We start from the raw sequence: 22,164 nt of genomic DNA on the forward strand, positions 1-22,164 counted from the left end.
AAATCTTGCCGCCTTTCAAATTCCGAAAGCAACCAACATGACCCTCAACGGATGGATCCAGATCCTGCTTTTCTGCGGGATCGTTACTCTGCTCGTCAAACCGCTCGGCGGCTACATGACGCGCGTCTTCACGGGCGAACGGACATTCCTGTCGCCCATCCTCTCGCCCTTCGAGAGGCTTATCTACAGGCTTGCCGGGACAAACCAGAAAGACGAGCAGCATTGGACGGCCTATGCCGTGGCGATGCTGCTCTTCAATCTCGCCGGCTTCATCGTGCTCTATTTCCTCATGCGGCTGCAGGGATCGCTTCCCTACAACCCGGCCGGCATGACGGCGGTGCCGCCTGAACTGACATTCAACACGGCGATCAGTTTCGTCACCAACACCAACTGGCAGAACTACGGCGGCGAGAGCACCGTGTCCTACCTGGTGCAGATGACGGGCCTTGGTGTGCAGAACTTCCTGTCCGCCGCCACGGGCATCGCGATCTCGATCGCGATCATCCGCGGCTTCTCGCGGGCATCGGGCAAGTCGGTGGGCAATTTCTGGGTCGATATGACCCGCGCCAACCTCTATATCCTGCTGCCGCTCTGCATCGTGCTGACGCTGGCATATGTCTATCTCGGCGTGCCCCAGACCCTCGGCGCTTACATCAATGCCACCACGCTCGAAGGCGCGCAGCAGACGATCGCGGTCGGCCCGGTCGCCTCGCAGCTTGCCATCAAGATGCTGGGTACCAATGGCGGCGGCTTCTTCAACGTCAACTCGGCCCATCCGTTCGAAAATCCCGATGCGATCTCGAACCTCATCCAGATGGTTTCGATCTTCGCGATCGGTGCGGCATTGACCAACGTCTTCGGCCGGATGGTCGGAAACCAGAAGCAGGGCTGGGCGATATTCGCCACGATGGGCCTTCTCTTCGCCGCTGGTGTCGTCGTCACCTACTGGGCCGAGGCCGCGGGCAATCCGCTGGTTCATGCGCTCGGCATCGAGGGCGGCAATATGGAAGGCAAGGAAGTCCGCTTCGGCATCGTGCTCTCGTCGCTGTTCGCCGTCATCACCACGGCCGCATCCTGCGGCGCGGTCAATGCCATGCATGACAGCTTCACCGCACTCGGCGGCATGATCCCGCTGATCAACATGCAACTCGGCGAAGTGATCATCGGCGGCGTCGGCGCGGGCTTCTACGGCATCGTAATGTTCGTGGTGATCACGGTCTTCGTGGCCGGCCTGATGGTCGGCCGTACGCCGGAATATCTCGGCAAGAAGATCGAGGCCAAGGAAGTGAAGATGGCCATGCTCGCGGTGCTCTGCCTGCCGCTCGGCATGCTCACCTTCACCGCGATCAGTGTCGTCATGCCATCGGCTGTCGCATCGATCGCCAATGCCGGCCCGCGCGGATTCTCGGAAATCCTCTACGCCTATACGTCGGCCGCGGCCAATAACGGCTCTGCCTTCGGCGGCCTGACCGGCAATACGCCCTGGTACAACATCACGCTCGGCATCGTCATGTTCATGGGCCGGTTCCTGGTGATTATTCCAGCGCTCGCCATCGCAGGCTCGCTCGCCGCCAAGAAGACCGTGCCCGCTTCATCAGGCACCTTCCCGACCGACGGCACGCTGTTCGTAGGCCTCCTCGTCGGCGTGATCCTGATCGTCGGCGGCCTCACCTTCTTCCCGGCGCTCGCCGTCGGTCCTGTTGTCGAGCATCTCGCCACGGCGCTCGGGCAGACATTTTAATTCCGGAGTCTCAAGATTATGAGCAATCTCAAATCCGCGAGCATTTTCGATGCCCGCATCCTCGTGCCCGCCATAGGTGGTGCATTCAAGAAATTAGACCCGCGCACATTGGCGAAAAATCCCGTCATGTTCGTGGTGGCCGTCGTCTCCACGCTGACCACGGTTCTCTTCCTCAAGGACCTCGTGACAGGTGGACCTGATCTCGCATTTTCGTTGCAGATCAACATCTGGCTGTGGTTCACGGTACTCTTCGCGAATTTCGCCGAGGCGGTGGCCGAGGGACGCGGCAAGGCGCAGGCGGATTCACTTCGTCGCGCACGCACCGATACCCAGGCCAAGCTGCTCACCGGCCATGATCGCACGCAGTACAGAACCGTGCCCGGCACTGGCCTCAAGGTCGGCGATGTCGTGATCGTCGAAGCCGGCGATATCATCCCGTCCGACGGCGAGGTGATCGAAGGCATCGCGTCGGTCAACGAAGCGGCGATCACCGGCGAATCCGCTCCCGTGATCCGTGAATCGGGCGGCGACCGTTCGGCCGTCACCGGCGGCACGCAGGTGCTGTCCGACTGGATCCGCGTGCGCATCACGGCCGCTGCCGGCTCGACCTTCATCGACCGGATGATCGCGCTCGTCGAAGGCGCCGAACGCCAGAAGACGCCGAACGAGATCGCGCTCAACATCCTGCTCGCCGGCATGACGCTGATCTTCGTGCTCGCCGTCGCCACCATACCGAGCTTCGCCAGTTATGCCGGCGGTTCGATCCCGATCATCGTGCTCGTCGCGCTGTTCGTGACGCTGATCCCGACCACCATCGGCGCGCTCCTCTCGGCCATCGGCATTGCCGGCATGGACCGCCTGGTTCGCTTCAACGTGCTCGCCATGTCCGGCCGCGCAGTGGAAGCCGCCGGCGACGTCGACACGCTGCTGCTCGACAAGACGGGCACGATCACGCTCGGCAACCGCCAGGCGACCAGCTTCCGGCCGGTGCGCGGCGTGACCGAGCAGGAACTCGCCGATGCGTCGCAGCTTGCCTCGCTCGCCGACGAAACTCCAGAAGGCCGTTCGATCGTCGTGCTCGCCAAGGAAAAGTACGGCATTCGCGCCCGCGATATGGCTGCGCTGCAGGCGACCTTCGTGCCGTTCACGGCGCAGAGCCGGATGAGCGGCGTCGATCTCGAGGGGTCCTCGGTCCGCAAGGGTGCCGTGGATGCGGTGCTCAACTATCTCGCCACGACGCATCCGAACTCGAGCGATCCGCAGACGATCCGCGAGGCGCAGTCGATCACCGACGAGATCGCGAAATCCGGCGGCACGCCGCTGGCGGTCGCCCGCGACGGACGCCTGCTCGGCATCGTCCAGCTCAAGGACATCGTCAAGGGCGGCATCCGCGAGCGTTTCGCCGAACTCCGCCGCATGGGCATCCGCACGGTGATGATCACCGGCGACAATCCGATGACGGCCGCCGCGATCGCCGCCGAAGCCGGCGTGGATGATTTCCTGGCCCAGGCGACGCCCGAGAACAAGCTCACGCTGATCCGCGAGGAACAGGCCAAGGGCAAGCTGGTTGCCATGTGCGGCGACGGCACCAACGACGCGCCGGCACTCGCCCAGGCCGATGTCGGCGTGGCGATGAACACCGGCACGGTGGCCGCGCGCGAAGCTGGCAACATGGTCGACCTCGATTCCGATCCGACCAAGCTCATCGAGATCGTGGAAATCGGCAAGCAGTTGCTGATGACACGTGGTGCGTTGACGACCTTCTCGATCGCCAACGACATCGCCAAATATTTCGCGATCATCCCGGCGATGTTCCTGGCCTTCTATCCGCAGCTTGGCGCGCTCAATGTCATGGGCCTCGCCACGCCGCAAAGCGCCATCCTCTCGGCGATCATCTTCAACGCGCTGATCATCGTGGCACTCATCCCGCTGTCGCTGAAGGGCGTCCGCTACCGGGCGGTCGGCGCAGGTGCGCTGCTCCGCCGCAACCTGCTGATCTACGGCCTCGGCGGCGTCGTCGTCCCGTTCATCGGCATCAAGGCGATCGACCTCGTGATCACCACAATCGGTCTCGCATAAGGAAATCAAACAATGTTGAAACAACTCAGACCCGCGATCGTGATGATTGTCTTCTTCACTGCCTTTCTCGGGCTCGCCTATCCGCTCGCCATGACCGGCCTGTCGCAGGCGATCTTCCCCATTCAGGCCAACGGAAGCCTGATCGAGAAGGACGGCAAGGTGATCGGCTCCGACCTGATCGGCCAGATGTTCACTTCGGACAAGTATTTCCACGGTCGTCCCTCGGCCGCCGGCGACGGCTACAATGCAGCAAGCTCAAGCGGCAGCAACCTCGCCCCGACCAACCCGAAATTGCTCGACCGGATGAAAGCCGACGTCGAGAAGCTGAAGGCCGAGAACCCAACCGTGCCGGTGCCGATGGACCTGGTGACCACATCCGGCAGCGGCCTCGACCCGCATATCTCGCCAGAAGCCGCTTATTTCCAACTGCCGCGCATTGCCATGGCGCGCGGCGTGGACGAGGCAAAGCTCCGCGCGCTGGTCGAGCAGCATGTCGATGGCCGGGAACTCGGCCTGTTCGGGGAATCTGTGGTAAACGTGCTCAAGCTCAACATCGCGCTGGATTCATTGGTGTCCAGCTGATGGAAGTGCATGGGCGACGGGAATTGACGCATGCCTGACGATAGAAGTGAGCAGGGGACCCGGCCCAATCCGGATGCCTTGCTCGAACACGCCGAACGGGAAACGCGCGGCCGCTTCAAGATCTTTCTTGGAGCGGCGCCGGGCGTCGGCAAGACCTATGAAATGCTGCTGTCGGGCCATGCCCGCAAGGCCGATGGCGTGGATGTCGTGGTCGGCGTTGTCGAGACACATGGCCGGCGTGAAACCCAGGCACTGGTCGAAGGGCTGGAGGTGATTCCACGCCGGATCATGGATTACAGGGGGCATGGCCTCGAGGAGATGGATATCGACGCCATTCTCGCCCGCCGCCCTGGCCTCGTGCTGGTCGATGAACTGGCGCACACCAATGCGCCGGGAAGCCGTCATCCGAAGCGCTATCTCGATGTGCAGGAACTGCTGGCCCAAGGCATCGATGTCTATTCGACGCTCAACATCCAGCATGTCGAGAGCCTCAACGATGTCGTGGCGCAGATCACCCGCATCACCGTCCGCGAGACGGTCCCCGATTCGATCATCGACCGGGCCGACGACATCGAGATCATCGACATCACGCCGGATGACCTGATCAAGCGCCTCAGGGACGGCAAGGTCTATATCCCGAAAACCGCCGAGCGCGCCGTCGAAAACTACTTCTCTCCCGGCAACCTGACGGCGCTGCGCGAACTGGCGCTGCGCCGCACAGCCCAGCGCGTCGACGACCAGCTTCTCAACCACATGCAGGCGCATGCCATATCAGGGCCATGGCCGGCGGGAGATCGCGTGCTGGTCTGCATAGATCACGGAGAGAATGGTTCGGCGCTGGTACGGCAGGCCAAGCGGCTCGCCGACCGCCTGCGCGCGCCATGGGCGGCGCTGTCCATCGAGACGCCCAGGCTTGCCGTCATTGGCGAGGCCGACAAGGACCGGCTGGCTGCGAGCATGCGGTTGGCGGAGCAACTGGGCGGCGAGGCGGTCACGCTCCCGGGCCAGAATGTGGCGGCTGACATCATTCAATATGCGACTGCCAACAACTACACCCAGATCATCGTCGGCAAGCCCAGGAAGCCGCTGTGGCGCGAACTGGTGCAGGGTTCGGTCACGCATGCGCTGATCCGCCTTGCCGGCGATATCAGCGTGCATGTTATTTCCGCCCGGCGCGAGGAGAACGAGCCGCGGCGCGGCGTCGAGGCGGCCCCGCTGCCGAGCCAGTTCCAGATCATGCCGTTCGCGATCGGCGCCGGGTCGGTGGCGTTGGCGCTCTTGGCCGGCGTGCTGCTCGACGAGGTTCTCGACGTGCAGAATCTGGCGCTTGTCTTTCTGATGGCGGTGCTGGTGACGGCCGTCAGGGCCGGGCTTTGGCCAGGGCTCTTTGCCAGTGTCGCAGGCGCGCTGTGCTTCAATTTTTTCTTCCTCGAGCCACGCTATACGTTCACCGTGCGCGATCCCGAGAGCATTATCGCGTTGCTGTTTTACCTCCTTGTCGCGGTGATCGCCAGCAATCTCACTGCCGCGGTGCAAAGGCAGGCGGCGGCCGCGCGGCAGCGGGCGCGGACGGCGGAGGATCTCTATCTCTTCTCCAAGAAACTTGCCGGCACCGGCACGCTGGACGACGTACTCTGGGCGACAGCCTTCCAGATCGCTTCGATGCTGAAGCTGCGGGTTGTGATCCTGCTGCCGCAGGAGGATACGATCGTGGTACGCGCCGGCTATCCGCCGGATGATACGCTGGTCGATGCCGATATCGCCGCGGCGCGCTGGGCTTGGGAGCACAATCGTCCCGCCGGCCGCGCGGCGGATACCTTGCCAGGCGCGAAGCGGCTCTATCTGCCGCTCCGCACCAGCCGCAAGGCCGTGGGCGTGATCGGCCTCGACAATGACCGGCAGGGACCGCTGCTCAACACCGACCAGCAGCGGCTGTTCGAAGCACTGGCCGACCAGGCGGCGATCGCCATCGAGCGCATCCAGCTTGTTGCCGACGAGGACAAGGCCAAGCTCGCGGTCGAGACCGACCGGCTGCGCACCGCGCTTCTGACCTCGATCTCGCACGACCTCAAGACGCCGCTTGCGGCGATCCTCGGCGCGGCCGGAACCATGCGCGAATATGCCGACATACTCGACAAGAATGCCCAACTGGAACTGATCGGCACCGTTGTCGATGAATCCGAGCGGCTCAACCGGTTCATCGTCAATCTGCTGGATATGACCCGCATCGAATCCGGCGCCATGCAGCCGAACTTCGCGCTGCATTATGTCGGCGACATTGTCGGAACCGCGCTCGGCCGCGCCGCCAAGATCACCGCACACCATCGCACCGAGATGGATGTGCCATCCGACCTGCCCATGGTGAGGGTCGACCCGGTGCTGTTCGAGCAGGTGCTGTTCAACCTCATCGACAATGCCGCGAAATATGCGCCCGAGGATACGATCATCCGCATCGAGGCGCGGCGGCAGGGCCAATCCGTGATACTGGAAATCACGGACGAGGGGCCCGGCATTCCACCCGAGGACCTGGAGCGCGTCTTCGACAGTTTCTACCGGGTCCGCAAGGGCGACACCGTGCGCGCCGGCACTGGGCTTGGCCTGTCGATATCGCGCGGCTTCACCGAGGCGATGGGCGGCAGGATCGCGGCAGGCAACAGGCCCGGCGGGCGAGGGGCGGTCTTCAGGATCACGCTGCCGCTACCGACCGGCGAGACCGATATTGGAGACCTCGAATGACGACGACGTCAGTGAAAATCCTGGTGGTCGATGACGAGCCGCCGATCCGCAAGCTGCTGCGCGTCGGCCTGACCGCACAGGGCTATGCGGTAACTGAAGCGCCGAGTGTGAAATTCGCGATCGAGGAAATGGCAAAGGACATGCCGGATCTCATCCTGCTGGACCTCGGGCTGCCCGGCATCAGCGGCCATGACGCGTTACGGACATGGCGAAGCGAAGCGCTGGAACTGCCGATCATCATCCTCTCCAGCCGCACCGACGAGAGGGGAATTGTGGAAGCGTTGGAACTTGGTGCCGACGACTATGTCACAAAGCCGTTCGGCATGAACGAGCTTGGCGCCCGCATCCGCGTGGCACTCCGCCATAGGCTCGCGCAGCAGGGCGAGCGGCCTGTATTCCGCACCGGCGAACTCTCGGTCGATCTGGTGAAGAGGATCGTCCGGGTCGGCGACAGGGACATCAAGCTGTCACCCAAGGAGTACGACATTCTCCGCGTGCTGGTCCAGCATGCCGGCAAGGTCTTGACCCACCGTCACCTGCTCGACCAGGTCTGGAACGGCTCCACCGATGTTCAATATCTGCGCGTCTACATGCGCCAGCTGCGCCAGAAGATCGAGAAGCATCCCGACCAGCCGGAATACCTGCTGACCGAGACCGGTGTCGGCTACCGGCTGCGCGAAGGCGAACAGGCATAATCCAAGAGAATACTCATGAAGATCGACACTCTATTCCGCCCCGAGCACATGTTGGCGGGGCTTTCGGCAAGGACGAAGCAGCAGCTTCTGAAAGCGCTCTGCAACCGGGCGGGAGAAGCGCTGCAGCTTGACCCTGATATGCTGCTCTCCCGGCTGCTTGCCCGCGAGGGGCTGGGTTCCACCGGAATCGGCGGCGGCATCGCCATGCCGCATGCCTCGCTCACGGAGATCGATGCGCCCTTCATATTGCTCGCGAGTCTGTCCCAGCCCGTGAACTTCGAAGCGATCGACGACCTGCCGGTGGATATCGTCTGCCTGCTCTTCAATCCGCCTGAGAAGACCACCGAGAAGCTGACATGCCTGGCCGCCATTTCCCGCCAGCTTCGCGACCCGGCCGTGCAGCAGATGATCCGGCGGGCTCGCAGTCAAGACGAGCTATATGCGGCGGCGATTTATGGGGGAGCGGAGTAGCAGACGCGATCGAATATTGGTTATTTCGTGCCCAAGGCGGTACTTTCTTTAGTTGCTGAATCTTGGCTGTTATGCTCGTTAGTTGTTAAATGATAGCCGCAGGCAGTCACTTGGGGGGAGGGGACACTTGAATTTTCCGAAGTTGGGCAAGTTAATAACTCTTAGTGCAAAGAGCGTTTGGCTGTACGAGGCCCAAACCTTTACGCCATGGTTAGCTCAGAATCTGGATCTTCTTGGTGAAGCTCTCGGTATTGGCGAGCTTGAACTCAAGAGTACAGAAGTGCCCGCAGGCGAGTTTAGGCTAGATATACTCGCCGAAGATGACGGCGGTAACCCTGTTTTAATCGAGAATCAGTTTGGGAAAACCGACCATGGGCATTTGGGTCAATTGATAACCTATATGGCAAGCCAAAGAAAAGACGCGACAGCCATCTGGATTGCCGAAACGATCAGGGAAGATCATCGCGCCGCGATTGATTGGCTAAATGCTACGACCAAAGATGGCTTCGACTTCTTTGCCGTGGAAGTGGAGGCTTTGCAGATTGGAGACAGCGATCCCGCGCCTTTCTTTCGTGTTGTGGCACAGCCTAATAACTGGACGCGCGCCGTTGCGGCGAAGGTAACTGCCGATTCCGACAATGCCGATCGGCATATTATTCGTATGAAGTACTGGAACTCATTTTCGGCGTACCTCAAACAACATGATCCTTCCTTTGCCGTCCGAGCAGATAATCGAGACCATTGGCATGAATTCAAAATCGGGCGTTCCGGTTTTGCGATAAGCGCAACAATCAATACAAAGAAAAGGCGTGTTGGCGTGGAGCTTTATATGCACCGTGACCCGTTCAAGACCGCAATAAAGACGCTGGAGAAGGATCGCCTACTGATCGAACAGCAAATCGGATCTCAACTTGAATGGCAAGAGTTGCCTGGTAAGAAAGCGAGCCGCATTGCACTTTATCGGATCGACACCGACCCCGCTGACGAAGGCGGTTTCGATGTCGTTCATGCTTGGATGCTGGACAAAATGCAAAAATTCCGTGCAGCCTTCGCTCTACGGATTAAGAACCTCAATCTTGGTGAAGGGGAAGGGCAGGAAGAATAGGTCAAGTGGCGTCGTGCAAATACGGTGTCAACGCAATTGATCTAATCCCCACAGCCTAACCGCATTCCCACCCAACAGCTTCGCCTTCTCATCCTTGCTCACGCCCTCGAGCAGCGCATAGGTCGCGCCGACCCAGGTGGAAAGCGTGCCGGCCAGCGTGCAGACGGGCCAGTCGCTGCCCCAGACCATGCGGTCGAAGCCGAAGCTTGCGATCGTGTGTTCCGCATAGGGGCGGATGGTGTCGAGCGTCCAGTTTGCGGTGTCGGTATAGGCGACGATGCCGGAGAGTTTTCCCACCACATTGGGGCGTTTGGCGATCTCGGTCATGGTCTTCGCCCAGCCGGCATATTCATCGCTCTTGATGTTGGGCACGCCGCAATGGTCGAGAATGAACTGGATGTCGGGATTGAGGTCGATCAGCGCCATCGCCTTTTCGTGCTGGCGGGGAAGGACGCAGAGGTCGAAGGTCAGGCCCGTACCGGCCAGGCGGGAAAGGTTTTCGCGGAACAGCGGTTGCGTGGAGAGCTCGTCCGGCATTTCGTGCAGGATGCGGCGGAAGCCCTTGACGCGCTTCTTATCCAGGGTGCGTTCGAGGTATGCTGGGAAGTCCTTGTTTTCCGGCCGGCAGGCGGCGATGGCGCCGACGAGCATGCTGCCTGGCCGCGCGGCGATCCCGATCACGTAAGCCGTTTCTTTCTCGATATCGCTCTCGGCTACATCCACTTCCATATGCATCGATGCGATAAAGCCCAGCTTCTTCGCCTCGCTCGCATATTCATCATAGGAGGAATTGCGGTTGAGCGCGCCGGCGCCGGCCAGCCATGGATAGCTGAGCGCGTTCTGGTCCACGATATGCAGATGTGTATCGACGATCATCGGTATTCCTCCTATTCCTGGTGACCTGATGCTGGCATGCGGCAGCCGGTCATTCAAATAAAAATGCAATCTTCAGATGGAAATTTCAGGCCGCGAGTTCATGGCCCGCCAGTTCCGACAATTGCCGGCCGGTCTTCTGCAGCAACTGGATCGTCGCGGAAATATCGGGCGCAGCCGGCAGATTGATCAGCGTGATATAGGGAATGGTAAGCGCGGCGATGGCATTGCCATCCGCACCCATGATCGGCACCGAGAGGTTGACGACGCCGGCTGTCTGGGCGCTCGGCATCATCTCGTAACCCCGATCCCGGATCTGGTCGAGCCGCGCGAAGAATTCCGGCGTTTGCCCCGCAGGCCCTTCGTTTGCGCCCTCATATTCGCGGATCATCATCGCTCGCTCATCCCGAGGGCGGAAGGCGAGCAGCACATGGCCGGAGCCGGTGTTGAACAGCGCCATATGCGCGCCGACGCGCAGTGAAATGCCGAAATAACCGGGTGCTTCCTGCTGGGCGACGACCACCGCCGCGCCCCGGTCGAACACCACGACATGGTTGGCCTGCCGGCTCTCTTCGGCCAATCCACGCATCAGCGGCGTGGCATAGGAGGCAAGCCGCCGCACCGGCGCATGCAGTTGCGCCAGGCCGAACAGCTTCAGCGTCAATGAATAGCGGTCGCCCTCTAGTCTTGTGACGTAGCCGCGCCGGACCAGGCGGTCGAGCATGCGATAGAACTCGTTGGCATTGCGGCCCATGCGCTTGGCGATTTCCGCCTGGGTCAGGCCGCCGTCGATGCCGGCGAGAAGCTCGAGGATGTCGAGGCCCTTGTCGAGCGCGGGCGCCCGATATTTGTCGTCGTCCGGCGTCACGCTTCATCCCCCTAATGAATTCCCAAATTCATATACGCAAAGTCTACGGCAGGCAAGACGACGCTTGACTATATTTGAATAAATGCTTTATATATGAATGTATCATTAATTGGCAATTGAAAACAATGCCGCCGCCGTTGCGCTGGCGTTGTAAGCTGACTAAGACTTCGTCTTGCCGTGGATGGAGCGGCGCGCCTGGGAGTGAGAAATGGCGAAGATCGAAAAAATCGAGCTCCGGATGGTCGATCTCGTGCCGAAAGTGAAGCGCACGGATGCCATTCAGAGTTTCGTCAGCCAGGAAACGCCCATCGTCACCATCACTGATAGCGACGGCGCCACCGGCACCGGCTATTCCTACACGATCGGCACCGGCGGCTCGTCGGTCATGCGGCTGCTCAGGGATCATCTCGCGCCACGGATCATCGGCCAGGATGCCGATCGCATCGAGGCGATCTGGCACGATCTCGAATTCTTCACCCATGCCACGACGATCGGCGCGATCACCGCGATCGCCATCGCCGCGATCGACACCGCGCTGTGGGATTTGCGCGCCAAGAAGCAGGGCCTACCGCTCTGGAAGCTTGCCGGCGGCGCCAGGGATCGCTGCCCGCTCTACACGACCGAGGGCGGCTGGCTGCATATCGAGACGCAGGCGCTGGTCGATGACGCGCTTGCCGCCCAGGCCCAGGGGTTCACCGGCTCCAAGGTCAAGATCGGCAAGCCGCATGGCTCCGAGGATCTCGGGCGCCTTGAGGCCGTGCGCAAAGCGGTCGGTCCGGGCTACGAGATCATGACCGACGCCAACCAGGGCTTTCGTCTCGATGAAGCGATCCGCCGCGCGGATCGTCTCCGCGATGTCGATCTCGCCTGGATCGAGGAGCCGCTCGCCGCCGATGATATCGACGGACACACAAGGCTGTCGGCCAGCACCGCCACACCGATCGCCGTCGGTGAATCGCTCTATTCCATCCGCCATTTCCGCGAATATATGCAGAAGGGCGCCTGCTCGATCGTGCAAGTCGATGTCGGCCGCATCGGCGGCATCACGCCATGGCTGAAAGTTGCGCATGCGGCGGAAGCCTTCGACATCCCGGTCTGCCCGCACTTTCTCATGGAACTGCATGTCAGCCTCGCATGCGCGGTTCAAAACGGCAAATATGTCGAATATATTCCCCAGCTCGACGAGATCACCGGCGCCAGGATGCGGATCGAAAACGGCCATGCACTGGCGCCGGATGCACCCGGCATCGGCATCGATTGGGACTGGGACGAGGTCAAACGCCGCTCGATCCCCGAATTCGACACCGTGATCGTCAAGGAGTAGACCATGCAGCGGATGGGATCGGTGATCGGCATCAAGGCCGACAAGATCGAGGAATACAAGCGGCTGCACGCGGCCGTCTGGCCCGAGGTACTCGAGATGATCACAAAGTGCGGCATCCGCAATTACTCGATCTATCTCAAGGAGCCGGAGAACCTGATGTTCTCCTATTTCGAATATGTCGGCGACGATTTCGCAGCCGACCAGAAGAAGATGGCGGCACACCCCAGGACACAGGAATGGTGGGCTGTTTGCGGTCCCCTCCAGAAGCCGTTCGAGACGCGAAAAGAAGGCGAATGGTGGGCCGGGATGGAAGAAGTCTTCCACGCCGACTGATCCGGAAAAGGTAAGCTGCGGCTTCCCAAGGTGAAGCCGGCAGAATTGAATAGGAAGGAACGACAATGGATTTCACGGGCAAATCGGTACTGGTCACCGCCGCCGCGCAGGGCATCGGCCGCGCGGTCGCTTTGGCCTTCGCCGCCGCCGGCGCGAAAGTCACGGCGACTGACATCAACGAAACGGTGCTGCGCGAGATCGACGGCCAGGACGGCATCGCCACGGCCAAGCTCAACGTGCTCGACGACGCCGCCGTCAAGGCACTGGTCGCCGAAGTCGGGCAGGTCGATGTGCTGGTCAATTCCGCCGGCGTCGTCCACAATGGTTCGATCCTCGAAATGAAGGACGAGGACCTCGATTTCGCGCTTGATCTCAATCTCAAGTCGATGATCCGCACCATCCGCGCCGTGCTGCCCGGCATGCTGGAACGCAACGATGGCGCCATCGTCAACATCGCCTCGGTCGCATCCTCGATCAAGGGCGTGCCGAACCGCTTCGCATATGGCGTTTCCAAGGCGGCCGTCATCGGTCTCACCAAGTCCGTCGCCGCCGATTACGTCACGCGCGGCATCCGCGTCAACGCCATCTGCCCCGGCACGGTCGAGAGCCCGTCGCTGCAGGAGCGCATGCGTGCGCAGGGCGATTACGATGCCGCCCGCGCCGCCTTCATCGCCCGCCAGCCGATGGGCCGGCTCGGCACGCCGGAAGAGATCGCCGACCTCGCGCTCTATCTCGCCGGCGCCACCTACACGAGCGGCCAGGCCTATGCCATCGACGGCGGCTGGACGATCTGATCAGACAATCCCAGGAGAGGACATAAAATGAAATTGATGCGAGTTGGCGCACCCGGCGCCGAAAAGCCTGCAATCCAGGCGGCCGATGGCACGATCCGTGATCTCTCGGCCCATGTCGCCGACATCGGCGGGCCAGCGATTTCTCCCGAGGGGCTCAAGAAGATCGCCGCGATCGACGTCAATTCGCTGCCCGTGGTGGATGCCTCGACCCGCATCGGCGCCTGCGTCGCCGGCACCGGCAAGTTCATCTGCATCGGGCTCAACTATTCCGACCATGCCGCCGAGACGGGCGCCACGGTGCCGCCCGAGCCGATCATCTTCATGAAGGCCACGTCGGCGATATCGGGCCCCAACGACAATGTGCTGATCCCGCGCGGTTCCGAGAAGACCGACTGGGAAGTCGAACTCGCCGTCATCATCGGCAAGACAGCGAAATATGTCTCCGAGGAGGAGGCGATGGATTACGTCGCGGGCTATGCCGTCTGCGACGACGTCTCCGAACGCGCCTTCCAGACCGAGCGCTCCGGCCAGTGGACCAAGGGCAAGTCCTGCGACACGTTCGGCCCCATCGGCCCCTGGCTGGTGACCAGGGATGAGATCCCCGATCCGCAGAATCTCGGCATGTGGCTCACCGTCAACGGCCAGAAGATGCAGGACGGCTCGACCAACACCATGGTCTATGGCGTGAAATACCTCGTCTCTTATCTCAGCCAGTTCATGAGCCTGCATCCGGGCGATGTGATCTCGACCGGCACGCCGCCGGGCGTCGGCATGGGCCTCAAGCCGCCACGCTTCCTCAAAGACGGCGACGTGGTCGAGCTCGGCATCGAGGGGCTTGGTACGCAGAAGCAGACGTTCGTGCAGGATAAGTAGTAAGCTGGCGTTGGCAGAGTGGGTTTACCCCCCTTCTGCCCTGCCGGGCATCTCCCCCTCAAGGGGGGAGATTGGCCGGAGACTCGGGCATCGCCCCAAACGAAGGTCGATCATCCGCATGACGTTCATTTGATGCGGTGAGCACGCCCCCATCCGATCTCCCCCCTTGAGGGGGAGATGTCCGGCAGGACAGAGGGGGGTGCCGCGAACGCTGACAAGCATGAAGACGACTACCTCAAATGAAAGAGGCGACCGTGACCCAGATAACCAGTCTCCAGACTCTCGACCTCCGCTTCCCCACGTCCCAGAGCCTCGACGGTTCGGACGCGATGAACCCGGATCCGGATTATTCCGCTGCCTATGTCATTCTCGGCACGGATAAATCCGGGCTGGAGGGTCACGGGCTGACCTTCACCATCGGCCGTGGCAACGAGATCTGCTGCGCCGCGATCGAGGCGATGCGCCATCTCGTCGTCGGCCTCGATCTCGATTGGATCCGCGAAAGCCCGGCCCGCTTCTGGCGCCATGTCACCGGCGACAGCCAATTGCGCTGGATCGGACCGGACAAGGGTGCCATTCATCTCGCCACCGGCGCGGTGGTCAACGCGGTTTGGGACCTGCTGGCGAAACAATCCGGCAAGCCCGTCTGGCGGCTGGTCGCCGACATGAGCCCGGAGGAGATCGTCGATATCGTCGATTTCCGCTATCTCACCGATGCCATCACTCGCGACGAGGCGCTCGCGATCCTCAGACAAGCCGAGCCCGGCAAGGCCGAGCGCATCGCGAAACTCGAGGCCAAGGGCTATCCCTGCTACACGACCTCGGCCGGCTGGCTCGGCTATGACGACGACAAGCTGCGGCGCCTGTGCCACGAGGCGATCGATGCCGGCTTCAACCATATCAAGATGAAGGTCGGCCGCGATCTCGAAGATGATATTCGCCGCCTCCGCATCGCCCGCGAGGTGATCGGCCCGGATCGCTACCTGATGATCGACGCCAACCAGGTCTGGGAAGTCGGCCAGGCGGTGGATTGGGTGAAGCAACTCGCATTCTCCAAGCCGTTCTTCATCGAGGAGCCGACCAGCCCCGACGACGTCTTCGGTCACAAGGCGATCCGCGAGCAGATCGCACCGGTGAAGGTCGCGACCGGCGAGATGTGCCAGAACCGCATCATCTTCAAGCAGATGATCGCCGGTGGCGCCATCGACATCGTCCAGATCGACGCCTGCCGCATGGGCGGGCTGAACGAGGTTCTCGCCGTGCTGCTGATGGCGGCGAAATACGGCCTGCCCGTTTGGCCGCACGCCGGCGGCGTGGGCCTCTGCGAATATGTCCAGCATCTCTCGATGATCGATTATGTCGCCGTGTCGGGCACCATGGATGGCCGGGTGATCGAATTCGTCGATCACCTGCACGAGCACTTCCTCGACCCCTGCAACATCCAGAACGCAGCCTATATGCCGCCTGTCATGCCGGGCTTCTCGATCGAGATGAAGGAAGCTTCGCGGGAAGAGTATCTGTTTCGGGGGTAGTTCGAATTCACGACGGCAACGTGGTCGGACAAGCACGGCGACAGTTGATTTGAGAAAGACCCCGCCCCAACCCCCTCCCCACAAGGGGGAGGGGCTAACCCAGCCGCACCCCGAGCACCAAAAGCAACCTCACAGCAAGTTGGGAGGTTGCTTTTTTATCGAAGCGGTGAAGCGCGTTAAGCCCCTCCCCCTTGTGGGGAGGGGTTTGGGGCGGGGTCTTTCCTGCCCCGACCGTCCGCCGAGCGTGAGATCACCACCGCTTCAGCCCCAGCAACCTCTCGCCCAGCGGCGTCAGTTCCGCAGTCGTGGCATTCTTCTTCTCCCAGTCGCGCGGATCGCCCGGAAACGCATCGCGCTGCGGGTGGTCGAGTTCGCGCCACAGCCTTATGCGCTCCTCGCGTTCGGCGCGGTTTTCCCATTCGGCGGGATGCATGGAAATGTATTGCGCCATGCGCACGCGGTCTCCCGAATGGTTCGGTCGCACGCCGTGGGCCAGCAGCGAATTGAAGATCAGCAGGTCGCCCGGCTCCATGTCGATATTGACGACGGTCTGGCCGGTCATATCGGGGTGCATCGGGTCGCGGTCGGCCGGCTGGGTCTTTTCCCATTCCTCGAAACCGGAGAACAGGCCGGGCACGCATTGAAAGCCGCCGACATCGCCGTCCTGCTTCTTCAGGCTCAGCACGCCCTGCACGCCGATCGGCAGCGGACGGATGGAGGTATCGACATCCCAGTGGATGAAGCCGTGCGGATTGCCCTTGACCTTCTTCGGTGGATTGAGATTGGCGCGGTCGATGGTCACCCACAGGTCCTCGCGATCCCAGATATCGACGAAGGCATCGTAAATGCGGCTCTCCATGCGATTGTCCCACAGATACTGATGATTATAGATTTCCAGCATGCCGGTGTTGTTGAGCTCCTTCATCTTGTGCTCACGCCGCTGCGGCGCGTACCAGGTCGAGGCGTCGGCCGGATCCTTCTCGTCGAACTGCCACAGCAGGTCGACCAGCCGCTCGACATTGGCGGCCGGCACGGCCTGGCGGATGATGACATAGCCCTTGGTGATCCAGTGCTGCCAATCGGCGCTGGACAGGACGCGCAAGGGCAGTGTCTTTTCGATCTCGGCCAGTTGCGTGGTGGCGCTGGTTGTGGGGTGGTGGTCGCGTAAAGTCGCTTGCTGCATGGTGCCCTCCCAGGTTTGCTTAACGATGACAGACAGCATAGCGACGACTGAAAAGCCATGTTGTACGGCAAAGGCAAATACTGATACTATTCTGGCGTCCATGATGCGATCGAGGCCGCATGAAGCCCTATCTGGAAAAGCTCGCGCCCAGCGAACACTCATCGCTCAACAGCCTCAACCGGCGGCTCGAGGGCGGCATTCCCTTCCAATGGCATCATCATCCGGAATTCGAACTGACGCTCACGCTGAATTCGCGCGGCCAGCGCTTCATCGGCGATCACGTCGGCACCTATGACGATCTCGACCTGGTGCTGATCGGGCCGAACCTGCCGCATAGCTGGTCGTCGGTCGATCGCCTGGACGACACCGCGCCGCACGTCGCGCTGGTCTTCTGGTTCCGGCAGGAATGGATCGACAGAATCGTGGAATCCTCTGTGGAGTTCCGGCCGATCCGGTCAATGATCGAGCGTGCCGGCCGTGGCCTCCATTTCAGCCGGGCCGCGTCCGAAGCCATTCGTGCCGATTACAGCGCGCTTTTTGATCTGCCACCCGCCGATCAGTTGCTCGGCCTTCTGTCGATACTTGGTCGGCTCGCGGCGGACCGTACGGCCACCACGCTTTGCACGAGCGCCAGCACTGTTCCAAAACAGGAGGGGCGCGACCGCATCGACCGCGTGCTGCACCACATCCACGGCCACCACCGAACGGATATCGGCATGGAAGACCTGGCCGATATCGCCGCGCTCAGTGTCTCCGGCCTGCACCGCCTGTTCCGCCGGCATACCGGCACGACCGCCTCGGAATACCTGATCCGCATGCGGATCGGCGAGGCGTGCTCGCTGCTGTCGGCGACCAGTCTGCCCATCGCCCATGTCGCGGGCGAGGTGGGCTATGGCTCGCTCGCCAACTTCAATCGCCAGTTCAAGCGCCTGCGCGGGGTCACGCCGCGGGAATACCGCATGCGGTTTGTACGATGATGGCGTTGCTGTCCCGCTACGGCTACATCAACTCACAAAAAAAGCCGGGGCATTGCTGCCCCGGCCTGGGAGAGAAGCTGTAATACTTCTTCTTATTTCTGCCAGCTCTTGACCAGTTCGTCGTAGTTGATGGTCATCGGCTTGTCCTTCTCGTTCTCGATCTTCAACTGAGGCGCGAGATTGCCGGCGGCGACTGCCTTGGCGTTCTGGTCCTCGAGCGAGGTTTCCTCGGCGAGCTTCGGACCGATATCACCCTGGATGCCGGCGCGTTCGAGGCGCGAGAGCACCTTTTCCTGCTCGGCGCACAGCGAGTCCATGGCTTCCTGCGCGGTCTTCGCACCCGAGGATGCGTCACCGATCGCCTGCCACCAAAGCTGAGCCAGCTTCGGATAGTCAGGGATGTTGGTGCCGGTCGGCGACCATTGCACGCGGGCCGGCGAGCGGTAGAACTCGATCAGGCCGCCGAGCTTCGGCGCACGGTCCGTGAAGCTCTGGTGCTGGATCGAGCTTTCGCGGATCAGCGTCAGGCCGACATGGCTCTTCTTGACGTCGACGGTCTTGGAGACGACGAACTGCGCATAGAGCCATGCGGCCTTGGCGCGATCGTCAGGCGTGGACTTCAGAAGCGTCCAGGAACCCACGTCCTGATAGCCGAGCTTCATGCCGTCCTTCCAGTAGACGCCATGCGGCGACGGTGCGAAGCGCCACTTCGGCGTACCGTCGGCGTTGACCACCGGCAGGCCTTCCTTGACGAAGCTCGCCGTGAACGCCGTGTAGGTGAACATCTGCTGAGCGACCTCACCCTGCGCAGGCACCGGTCCGGATTCGGAGAAGGTCATGCCCTGGGCCGCAGCCGGTGCATAGGCCTTCAACCAATCGAGATACTTCTGGATGGCATAGACCGAAGCCGGGCCGTTGGTGTCGCCGCCACGTGCAACGCACGAGCCGACCGGCTGGGACTTCTCGTTGACCTTGATGCCCCATTCGTCGACCGGAAGGCCGTTTGGCAGGCCCTTGTCGCCGTTGCCGGCCATCGAGAGCCAGGCGTCGGTGAACCGCCAGCCGAGCGATGGGTCCTTCTTGCCGTAGTCCATGTGACCATAGACCTTCTTGCCGTCGATTTCGCGACCGGTGAAGAACTCGGCGATGTCCTCGTAGGCAGACCAGTTGACCGGCACGCCGAGGTCGTAGCCGTACTTCGCCTTGAAGTCGGCCTTGTTCTTCTCGTCGTTGAACCAATCGTAACGGAACCAGTAGAGGTTCGCGAACTGCTGGTCGGGCAGCTGGTAGAGGTCGCCATCCGGAGCGGTCGTGAACTTGGTGCCGATGAAGTCGGCGAGGTCGAGGCCGGGATTGGTCACGTCCTTGCCTTCGTTTGCCATCCACTTGGTCAGCGAACGAGCCTGCTGGTAGCGCCAATGGGTGCCGATCAGGTCGGAGTCGTTGACATAGGCGTCATAGACGTTCTCGCCAGACTGCATCTGGGTCTGCAGCTTTTCGACGACGTCGCCTTCGCCGATCAGGTCATGGGTGATCTTGATGCCGGTGATAGCCGTGAAAGCCGGTGCGAGCACCTTGGATTCATAGACATGGGTGTCAATGGTTTCGGAGACAACCTTGATTTCCATGCCATCAAAAGGCTTGGCGGCGTCGATGAACCACTGCATTTCCTTTTCCTGGTCGGCGCGGGAAAGCGCCGACATGTCCTTGACTTCCGTGTCAAGGAACGTCTTGGCTTCGTCCATTCCTGCAAATGCCGTGCCGGCAAAGGCAAGCAGCACTGCCGCAGTCGTCGTCAGTAAGTGCTTTCGCATAAGATCCTCCCTGGGGTTTTGCGATTCACGTCTAAAAACGGTCCGGTGGCAGCCGTCCCGTCCACTCCCTATCCTTGCCTAGACCAGTTTGAATACGCCGATGGCGTAGACAACCGACAAGACAAGAGCCCACCACAGGTTGGCGCCTACCAGCCCCAACCATGCGAGATGAATGAATGCGCTGCCGAGCAGCGATATGAAGAGACGATCCCCCCGGGTCGTCTCGAAACGAAGGATGCCGACGCGCGGATTGCCACCCGGCGAGGCATATTCCCACACCGCCATCAGCGAGATCAGCAGGGCGATGGTGAGGAAGAAGAGACCGCCCGGGAACGACCAGGCCATCCAACCGCCACGGATCAGCGGAGCGAACCAATCGACCGCGCCATCCTTGACCGGCAGCACGCTGTAGAGCGCGAAGACAGCCGCGAGATAGGCAAAAAGAACGAGACCGAGAGCGAGCGGCCAGCGACGTGTAGAGGTCATCAAACCCTCCCCAGGGCAAAGCCCTTGGCGATGTAATTGCGGACGAAGTAGATCACCAGCGCGCCCGGTATGAGCGTCAGCACGCCGGCGGCGGCCAGCACGCCCCAGTCCATGCCGGAAGCCGAGACGGTACGGGTCATGGTCGCGGCGATCGGCTTCGCGTCAGTCGTGGTCAGCGTCCGGGCCAGCAGCAGTTCCACCCATGAGAACATGAAGCAGAAGAAGGCCGCGACACCGATGCCGGATGCGATCAGCGGCATGAAGATCTTCACGAAGAAGCGCGGGAAGGAATAGCCGTCGATATAGGCGGTCTCGTCGATTTCCTTCGGCACGCCGGACATGAAGCCTTCCAGGATCCAGATCGCCAAGGGAACATTGAACAGGCAGTGCGCCAAGGCAACCGCGACATGCGTGTCGATCAGGCCGAATGCCGAATAGAGCTGGAAGAAGGGCAGGGCGAAGACGGCGGGCGGCGCCATGCGGTTGGTCAGCAGCCAGAAGAACAGATGCTTGTCGCCGAGGAACCTGTAGCGCGAGAAGGCATAGGCCGCCGGCAGCGCCACCAGCAGCGAGATGACGGTGTTCATCGCCACATAGGTGATCGAGTTGATATAGCCGTTATACCATGACGGATCGGTGAAGATAACGGCGTAGTTCCCGAGCGTCGGGTTGGCCGGCCACAGCGTGAAGGTGCCGACGATCTCGCTGTTTGTCTTGAAGCTCATGTTGATCAGCCAGTAGATCGGCGCCAGCAGGAACAGGATGTAGAGCGTCGAGACGGTGAAGGAGGTGAATTTCTTGCTGTCGGTGTTCATTGTTTTGCCTCCCTCAATTCTGCGCGTCGCTTGAAGTCATGACCGTGTAGAAGATCCATGACAGCAGCAGGATGATCAGGAAGTAGATGATCGACATGGCCGCGGCCGGGCCGAGATCGAACTGTCCGACGGCCATCTTGACGAGGTCGATCGACAAGAAGGTGGTCGAGTTGCCGGGCCCGCCACCGGTGACGACGAAGGGCTCGGTATAGACCATGAATGAGTCCATGAATCTCAGCAGCACCGCGATCAGCAGCACGCGCTTCATCTTCGGCAGTTCGATATAGCGGAACACCGACCAGCGCGACGCGCCGTCGATCTTGGCGGCCTGGTAATAGGCTTCCGGGATCGAGACGAGGCCTGCATAGCAGAGCAGCACGACCAGGCTCGTCCAGTGCCAGACATCCATGACGACGAGCGTCACCCAGGCGTCCAAGGGATCGCGGACATAGTTGTAATCGATGCCGATCGCTTCGAGCGTGTAGCCGAGGAGGCCGATATCGACGCGGCCGAAGATCTGCCAGATCGTCCCGACGACATTCCACGGAATGAGCAGCGGCAACGACATCAGCACGAGGCAGACGGGCACGCCAAGGCCCTTTTTCGGCATGTTGAGCGCGATGAAAATGCCGAGCGGCACTTCGATGGCGAGGATGATGAAAGAGAACAGCAGGTTGCGCCCGAGCGCATCCCAGAAGCGATCGGATTCCAGGGTCTGGATGAACCAGTCGGTGCCGGCCCAGAAGAATTCGTTGTTGCCGAACGTATCCTGCACCGAATAGTTCACGACGGTCATCAGCGGGATGACGGCCGAAAAGGCGACCAGAACCAGCATGGGGAGAACGAGGAACCAGGCCTTGTTGTTGACGGTCTTGTTCATGGC

General features: G+C 61.4%; 20 protein-coding genes. 13 read left to right on the forward strand and 7 right to left on the reverse strand.

The annotated features are described in order from the left end of the window. The first annotated feature begins 37 nt into the window (after nucleotides 1-37). The 7 genes from kdpA (at nucleotide 38) to ACSQ26_RS02510 (ending at nucleotide 9,409) form a co-directional block, all read left to right on the forward strand. Complete coding sequence (kdpA, locus tag ACSQ26_RS02480; protein ID WP_436005948.1) at nucleotides 38-1,741, forward strand: potassium-transporting ATPase subunit KdpA; 1,704 nt, start codon at nucleotides 38-40, stop codon at nucleotides 1,739-1,741. Between the two features lie 18 nt (nucleotides 1,742-1,759). Beyond that, nucleotides 1,760-3,820, forward strand: a complete 2,061-nt coding sequence (gene kdpB / locus ACSQ26_RS02485) for a potassium-transporting ATPase subunit KdpB (protein WP_436005950.1) — start codon at nucleotides 1,760-1,762, stop codon at nucleotides 3,818-3,820. A gap of 12 nt (nucleotides 3,821-3,832) precedes the next feature. Then, a complete protein-coding gene (kdpC, locus tag ACSQ26_RS02490; protein ID WP_436005952.1) occupies nucleotides 3,833-4,402 on the forward strand; it encodes a potassium-transporting ATPase subunit KdpC in 570 nt (189 codons plus the stop codon). Between the two features lie 30 nt (nucleotides 4,403-4,432). Further along, nucleotides 4,433-7,138, forward strand: a complete 2,706-nt coding sequence (locus tag ACSQ26_RS02495; RefSeq protein WP_436005954.1) for a DUF4118 domain-containing protein — start codon at nucleotides 4,433-4,435, stop codon at nucleotides 7,136-7,138. After that, the gene (locus tag ACSQ26_RS02500) at nucleotides 7,135-7,833 is read left to right on the forward strand and encodes a response regulator (RefSeq protein ID WP_436005956.1); all 699 of its coding nucleotides are present in this window, start codon (nucleotides 7,135-7,137) and stop codon (nucleotides 7,831-7,833) included. Before ACSQ26_RS02495 ends, ACSQ26_RS02500 begins: the two co-directional genes overlap by 4 nt. A gap of 15 nt (nucleotides 7,834-7,848) precedes the next feature. Beyond that, nucleotides 7,849-8,304 (forward strand): PTS sugar transporter subunit IIA, encoded by a 456-nt coding sequence (locus tag ACSQ26_RS02505; RefSeq protein ID WP_436005958.1) that lies wholly within the window; start codon nucleotides 7,849-7,851, stop codon nucleotides 8,302-8,304. 127 nt (nucleotides 8,305-8,431) lie between these two features. Then, nucleotides 8,432-9,409 carry a DUF4268 domain-containing protein gene (locus ACSQ26_RS02510; RefSeq protein ID WP_436005960.1) on the forward strand — a complete coding sequence of 326 codons (978 nt, stop codon included), beginning with the start codon at nucleotides 8,432-8,434 and terminating at the stop codon, nucleotides 9,407-9,409. Between the two features lie 27 nt (nucleotides 9,410-9,436). Here ACSQ26_RS02510 and ACSQ26_RS02515 read toward each other — a convergent pair whose 3' ends face one another. Both ACSQ26_RS02515 and ACSQ26_RS02520 read right to left on the reverse strand, forming a co-directional pair. Then, on the reverse strand, nucleotides 9,437-10,285 hold the full coding sequence (locus tag ACSQ26_RS02515; RefSeq protein WP_436005962.1) for an amidohydrolase family protein: 849 nt from the start codon (nucleotides 10,283-10,285) through the stop codon (nucleotides 9,437-9,439). 85 nt (nucleotides 10,286-10,370) lie between these two features. Beyond that, nucleotides 10,371-11,150 carry an IclR family transcriptional regulator gene (locus ACSQ26_RS02520; RefSeq protein WP_436005964.1) on the reverse strand — a complete coding sequence of 260 codons (780 nt, stop codon included), beginning with the start codon at nucleotides 11,148-11,150 and terminating at the stop codon, nucleotides 10,371-10,373. 208 nt (nucleotides 11,151-11,358) lie between these two features. Between ACSQ26_RS02520 and ACSQ26_RS02525 the strand changes: the two genes are divergently transcribed. The 5 genes from ACSQ26_RS02525 to ACSQ26_RS02545 all read left to right on the forward strand — a co-directional run bounded on the left by ACSQ26_RS02525 (nucleotide 11,359) and on the right by ACSQ26_RS02545 (nucleotide 16,006). Then, on the forward strand, nucleotides 11,359-12,474 hold the full coding sequence (locus ACSQ26_RS02525; RefSeq protein WP_436005966.1) for a mandelate racemase/muconate lactonizing enzyme family protein: 1,116 nt from the start codon (nucleotides 11,359-11,361) through the stop codon (nucleotides 12,472-12,474). Nucleotides 12,475-12,477: 3 nt separating this feature from the next. After that, nucleotides 12,478-12,807, forward strand: coding sequence for an L-rhamnose mutarotase (locus ACSQ26_RS02530; protein WP_436005967.1), 330 nt, complete (start codon nucleotides 12,478-12,480; stop codon nucleotides 12,805-12,807). Between the two features lie 65 nt (nucleotides 12,808-12,872). Further along, entirely contained in the window at nucleotides 12,873-13,601 is a 729-nt protein-coding gene (locus ACSQ26_RS02535) for an SDR family oxidoreductase (RefSeq protein WP_436005969.1), read from the forward strand. Nucleotides 13,602-13,628: 27 nt separating this feature from the next. After that, nucleotides 13,629-14,474, forward strand: a complete 846-nt coding sequence (locus ACSQ26_RS02540) for a fumarylacetoacetate hydrolase family protein (RefSeq protein WP_436005971.1) — start codon at nucleotides 13,629-13,631, stop codon at nucleotides 14,472-14,474. Between the two features lie 254 nt (nucleotides 14,475-14,728). After that, on the forward strand, nucleotides 14,729-16,006 hold the full coding sequence (locus ACSQ26_RS02545; RefSeq protein ID WP_436005973.1) for an L-fuconate dehydratase: 1,278 nt from the start codon (nucleotides 14,729-14,731) through the stop codon (nucleotides 16,004-16,006). A gap of 250 nt (nucleotides 16,007-16,256) precedes the next feature. Here ACSQ26_RS02545 and ACSQ26_RS02550 read toward each other — a convergent pair whose 3' ends face one another. After that, on the reverse strand, nucleotides 16,257-17,189 hold the full coding sequence (locus ACSQ26_RS02550; protein WP_436005975.1) for a phytanoyl-CoA dioxygenase family protein: 933 nt from the start codon (nucleotides 17,187-17,189) through the stop codon (nucleotides 16,257-16,259). Between the two features lie 119 nt (nucleotides 17,190-17,308). Between ACSQ26_RS02550 and ACSQ26_RS02555 the strand changes: the two genes are divergently transcribed. Next, a complete protein-coding gene (locus tag ACSQ26_RS02555) occupies nucleotides 17,309-18,166 on the forward strand; it encodes a helix-turn-helix domain-containing protein (RefSeq protein WP_436005977.1) in 858 nt (285 codons plus the stop codon). A 92-nt stretch (nucleotides 18,167-18,258) separates the two neighbouring features. Here ACSQ26_RS02555 and ACSQ26_RS02560 read toward each other — a convergent pair whose 3' ends face one another. The 4 genes from ACSQ26_RS02560 to ACSQ26_RS02575 all read right to left on the reverse strand — a co-directional run bounded on the left by ACSQ26_RS02560 (nucleotide 18,259) and on the right by ACSQ26_RS02575 (nucleotide 22,161). After that, nucleotides 18,259-19,980, reverse strand: coding sequence for an ABC transporter substrate-binding protein (locus ACSQ26_RS02560; protein WP_436005979.1), 1,722 nt, complete (start codon nucleotides 19,978-19,980; stop codon nucleotides 18,259-18,261). A 78-nt stretch (nucleotides 19,981-20,058) separates the two neighbouring features. After that, the gene (locus ACSQ26_RS02565) at nucleotides 20,059-20,466 is read right to left on the reverse strand and encodes a DUF2160 domain-containing protein (protein WP_436005981.1); all 408 of its coding nucleotides are present in this window, start codon (nucleotides 20,464-20,466) and stop codon (nucleotides 20,059-20,061) included. Then, on the reverse strand, nucleotides 20,466-21,281 hold the full coding sequence (locus tag ACSQ26_RS02570) for a carbohydrate ABC transporter permease (protein ID WP_436005983.1): 816 nt from the start codon (nucleotides 21,279-21,281) through the stop codon (nucleotides 20,466-20,468). The genes ACSQ26_RS02565 and ACSQ26_RS02570 overlap by 1 nt, the downstream gene beginning before the upstream one ends. A gap of 13 nt (nucleotides 21,282-21,294) precedes the next feature. Then, a complete protein-coding gene (locus ACSQ26_RS02575; RefSeq protein WP_436005985.1) occupies nucleotides 21,295-22,161 on the reverse strand; it encodes a carbohydrate ABC transporter permease in 867 nt (288 codons plus the stop codon). Nucleotides 22,162-22,164: the final 3 nt, after the last annotated feature.

Source organism: Rhizobium sp. LjRoot254 (assembly GCF_964254105.1).
Classification (GTDB): Bacteria; Pseudomonadota; Alphaproteobacteria; order Rhizobiales; family Rhizobiaceae; genus Rhizobium_E.